Annotated in this window: 2 protein-coding genes; both read right to left on the bottom strand. The window is 54.3% G+C overall.

Annotation, left to right across the window (positions count from 1 at the left end; translation table 11 throughout):
• On the bottom strand, positions 1 to 3,447 hold a 3,447-nt coding region (mfd, locus tag VKV29_RS06035), incomplete at its 3' end, for a transcription-repair coupling factor (RefSeq protein ID WP_324200406.1).
• Between the two features lie 438 nt (positions 3,448 to 3,885).
• Positions 3,886 to 4,557 (bottom strand): hypothetical protein, encoded by a 672-nt coding sequence (locus tag VKV29_RS06030; protein WP_324200405.1) that lies wholly within the window; start codon positions 4,555 to 4,557, stop codon positions 3,886 to 3,888.
• Positions 4,558 to 5,301 lie beyond the last annotated feature (744 nt).

Genomic DNA, 5,301 nt, shown 5'->3' with positions numbered 1-5,301 from the left:
TTTATGGGTGGTGAGAGGCAAGATGACCCCTTCGGATGTGAAGCGGTGCCCTTTGAAAGCGTAATTCAGCAGCCGAATAGCTTCTGGGGTAAGGCGGACGTGGGGGGCGAACCGGATGGTGATGCCGCTTCGATCCCCTTTGATGCTTGCGATGCCGATCTCTTTACAGCGGAGGCGAATGCGCAGGATGGCCAGCGCCTCCCAAACCGGCCGCGGTGGATCGCCGAATCGGTCTTCTAGTTCGGTCTGCAAGTTTTCGATGTCTTTCAAAGTACGGGCGCCGCTCAGACGTTTATAGAAGTAGATGCGTTCCGCCTCGCCGGGGATATAGCTTTCGGGAATGTAGGCGGTGACGGATAGGTCTACGGCGGGAAGCATATCCTCCACCGGCTCTTCGCCACGCAACTCCTGCACGGCCTGGGAAAGAAGTTGGCAGTAGAGGTCGAATCCCACGCTTAGCATGGCACCGCTCTGTTCGGCCCCCAATAGGTTGCCTGCACCGCGGATTTCGAGGTCGCGCAGGGCTACTTTGTAGCCTGTGCCCAGTGCGCTGAACTCTCGGATGGCGGCAAGGCGCTGTTCGGCCACCTCGCGAAGGGCTTTATTGGGGCGATAGAGAAGGTAGGCGTAGGCCTGGCGATTGGAGCGCCCCACGCGACCGCGGAGCTGGTAGAGTTCCGCCAGCCCCATGCGGTCGGCGTTATCAATGATAATGGTGTTGCAGTTAGGGATGTCCAGCCCGTTTTCGATGATGGTGGTACATAGGAGTACGTCGGCCTGATGATGATAGAAGTCGTACATGACCTGCTCCAGCTCCTCTTCCGACATTTGTCCGTGGCCTACCACGATGCGCATATCGGGCACGAGCTTTTTAAGGTGCTGTTCGACATGGTAGATCGATTCGATGCGGTTGTGAACGAAGTAGACCTGCCCATCGCGCTCGAGTTCGCGTAGGATAGCATCACGAATAAGCTCATCGTTGTATTCTCGCACATAGGTGATGACGGGCAAGCGCCCTTCGGGTGGGTCTTCGATGAGGCTCATATCCCGCAGGCCGGAGAGGGCCATGGAAAGGGTGCGCGGGATGGGGGTGGCCGTGAGGGTAAGCACGTCCACCGAGGTACGTAGCTGTTTGAGGCGCTCCTTCTGGGCGACCCCGAATCGCTGTTCTTCATCTATGATGAGCAGCCCGAGGTCTTTGAATTGAACGTCTTTGCTGAGGAGACGATGGGTGGCCACGACGATATCCACGCTGCCGTTTCGCAGGCCTTCCAACGTTTTGCGCTGTTGTGCGCGGGTGCGGAAGCGCGAGAGCAGTTCGATGGTGATGGGATAGGCGGCAAGGCGTTCCGAGAAAGTAGCGTGGTGTTGGGCGGCGAGCACGGTGGTGGGGCAGAGAATGGCCACCTGTTTACCGGCAGAGACCACCTTAAAGGCGGCACGGATGGCGACCTCGGTTTTGCCAAAGCCCACATCGCCGCAGATGAGCCGATCCATGGGACGTTCACGTTCGAGGTCGGCTTTTACCTCCTGGATGGCCTGTAGTTGCCCTGGGGTTTCTTCGTAGGGGAAGGCCTCTTCCATTTCGATCTGCCATGGGGTATCGGGGCCAAAGGGTGGGCGCGTGGCGGCCTCGCGGGCGGCATAGAGGCGCAAAAGCTCTGCCGCCATCTTTTTAGCCTGTTCGCGCACCTTGCGCTTGGTGCGCTGCCAGTCGCCTCCGCCAATGCGGTTGATCTGGGGTGGGGCGCCATCGGCTCCTATGTAGCGCTGGATGCGGTCAATCTGATCGGCGGGCACATAGAGCTTATCTCCACCGGCATATTCGATGAACAAGAAGTCGCGTTCGGTGTCATCAATTTGGCGACGGACGAGACCGCGATAGATGCCGATGCCGTGATGGATATGAACCACGTAGTCGTTTTCGCGCAGGTCGAGAAGGGAGCTAATCGCCACGCCACCGGCCACCTTGCGATGGGAGTGGACAGGCCGTGCAGCACCGAACAGTTCCGCGTCGGTCAGGACATAGAGCCGAAGGTCGGTAAACTTGAATCCGGCTCGCAGTCGGCCTTCCTGCACGTAGAGCCCGGGGCGATCCACCTTCTGTTCTTTTGGTTGAACGGGAAGATTCATCTCGACGCAAATCTCGCGCACGCGCTGAGGTTGGTCGGAGACGATTAGCACGCGACAGTCGTTTGCGATCCAGATGGCGATGTCGTCGGCGAGCATGGGGAGGCGCCCTCGATAGCCCTCCATAACGGCCGAGTGCACCTGCAGGGTTTGCACGGGGTTGAAGGGTTCCACATGGCGCTCAAGCAGGGTGAGCAGTAGAAGGCGGCGAAGTTGCAGTTGCGCAAGCCCTTCTTCCAAGGTAAGGGTTGGAGGTTCGAGATCGAGCAACTCCCCCTGGTTGTAGTGGCGTTCCCGTGCGGAGCACAGGTCGGCGTGATGGCGTTGCCAATGCTCCTGAATTTGGTGGGGTTCATCGAGGATAACGATGCCTTGAGGAGGAAGGTGGTCAAGGGCGCAGAGAGGTTCCGGCACAAGGTAGGTTATATAGCGTTCCAGGCTATCGGAGCCGGTTCCTTGTTCCAGCCGGATCAGGTCGGCCTCTACGATTTCCGTGAGGCGCTCTGCGGCTTTGGTGGCCTCTCGTGTTTTTTGGGCGAGGAGTTCGGCACGCCGCGTTTCTAGTCGCGCTTTTATGCTCTGGAGGGCGAGGGCAATCCGTTTCGGATCGAGAATGGCCTCGTGGGCAGGTGCGATCTCTGTCCAGGCTTCGCGTCGTAGGGAGCGTTGGGTGGTTACATCGAATACTCGGATCGACTCGATGATATCGCCAAACAGTTCAATGCGCACCGGCGCCTCGGCCGTAGAGGGATAGATGTCGAGAATGCCGCCTCGGCGGCTAAACTCTCCGGGCTGCGTGACGGTGAGGGTAGGAGTATAGCCGAGGGCAACCAGTTGTGTCACCACGGTGTCGAGGTCTATCTCGGTTTCGGCTTCGAGGCGAAAGCTTTGCTGTTGGAGATAGGTAGGTGGGATGGTACGGCGGAGCACGGCTTCAACGACGCCTATGACCACGCAGGGCCGGTTTTGCCCGAGGAGGTTGAGGGCGCTTAGGCGTTCGCCGATGAGGCGATGGTCGGCCACATCGTCGGGGGTGAGAAGGCTTTGGGGGGCCGGCAGGACGGCCACGCTATCGCTTGGTAGGCCAAAATGGAGAAGGTCATCGGCCAGGCGTTGGGCTTGCTCCTGTTGGTAGGTTATCAACAGAATGGGCTGTTTTAGGGCGGTGACCAATCGAGCCAGCAGGAAGCTTTTTGCGGTTCCGGCCAGCCCTTGAATGTGGGCGACGCTCGGTATTTGCGAATCGGTTAGGGAGCTTACAAGCGCATCGAGACCTGCAAGCTGGTCGGCAAGTGGCAGAAGTTCATTAAGGCTCATCGTGTTAGGCTGAGACAGCACAAAGAGGCGAAGGCCGTTTGCAGCGGCATTCGCCTTCTTGCTGATGATATGAAAGATGAAGCGACATCATTCGCCATCTATTTTACCGTAACGCCGTCTTTTTGGCAAGGAGATTCTAGTTCGAGAAGACTAGAGTGAAGTCGATTCTACCTATGAATAGAGGCACGTCGTTGCATGTGGGAGATAAAACCAAAGCCAATGATAAACAGAGCCGTAAGGCAGGCAATGAGCAACCAAGACCTCAAATTATGTTCAGCATTTATTTTCAAGGTGCGCGAATCGATGTGCCATTTCCCACTTTGATCTACGATATAACCTATTTGACGCACGTTATCATAGATGTGCGAACCCGGTAGTAGGTGGAGTGTAAAAAGGCTGTCGGGCACGTCGTTGATTTGAACGCTGATGACGTGCACTCTAGAGACAGCACGCAACTGTGGCCCCTGTGGGGAAGGTATGTACCAGTTGCGGGTGCCATCTATAGGAATCCAGACGCTTTTTTTTCTGAATAGCCTTGTCGCATATAAACTCAACGATCTCACCGTTCTCGGCATGAATCTCCCATTTTGCAATAAGATAATCGTAGTTTGGGGCCAAATAAAGTGTGTCGGTGAAGCCATTTTGATCTCTTGCCGTCACCTTTAACACAGGGCCAAACGATGAGTTCTCATAACCGTGAACGGCAAGTGTTGTCGGCTGCAATGCCTCTGCGGCCCAGTAGAGGGAACCGAGAAAGTAGCCGAAATCTATGGGGGTTAGGGCCATACCCATATTTTGGCGTGAAAAGGTGCAATCGTTGACTGTTTTGCCTTGAAACTTAACGGTTGCAATCTGGTAATTACGGCGGCTATCAAATAGGGAAACCATGTTTTCTTGGCCAGAGCCGCGGCTGTCGTGAAGGGGTTTCAAGTAACACCTATATCCCTTAGAACAGAAAGCAAACTCGTAGGTCGTGGTGGTAGCAGAAGCGGTGCTGCTTTGTGGTACTGCTGAAGTCAGCTGGGCTGTGTGGAGGTAGATAAATTGAACCGATTTGATCTGCCGTTGTGCATTGCCGAGTTGTTGAAGGACGAAGGTTTTGGAGGGCAATGGGAAGGTCTTTCCCCCTGTCTGAGCGCTGCCAGACAAGGGGAAAGACAGGATAAAAAGGACGATAGATAAGGTTTTTGTGCTTACTAGTCTCATTTACTCATAATCCGCAGATTTGTGCTGTTGTGGTTTTCGTACTAAACTGTACTGCGGGTGTACATGGAGGAAGAAAGTAAGTCGTGATCGTTTCACACGGAGCCGTACCAAAATTGCTACAGCTTCCTAACCAGTAAATATGGCATTGATAGTGTGGGTGGGGAACCCATGACTCAAAAAGACCTGTAGCAATGTTTTTAACACATTTTTTTGTAATATTGCACACCTGTGTATTGCATGCGTAACCAGCTCCGCTGATCGCTTTGAGGTCCTTTTGAGCGATAAGTTTGTGTAAGACAGTATGCGGTGCTGTTTCCGTGGCGCTCAAAGCCGATAAGCTGTAGATAATGCCAAACGGGCTGAGCACTAGGCATATGTGCCATAGATGTAAAGCATTTAGGTGACGCCTCATATTTCTGAACTCCTTTCAAATTGAGTATATCGAGATATAGGATAAACAACGATAAAGTAGTTGTCAATACCTTTTTTAGGGACATGCTTCCTTTCCTATAGAGTTACAGGGCATGTGATGCCGAAGTAAATGGGTTACGACAATATGCTTGGCTTATCATCTCGACGTCCCTAAAGAGGGTATTGTTGTTAGAGACTACTTTCCTTTAAAATAGGCCTAAATCAGTATGTTTGGAG

Source organism: Chthonomonas sp. (assembly GCF_035294165.1).
Classification (GTDB): Bacteria; Armatimonadota; Chthonomonadetes; order Chthonomonadales; family Chthonomonadaceae; genus Chthonomonas.
This window is presented reverse-complemented; position numbering and strand designations above follow the sequence as displayed.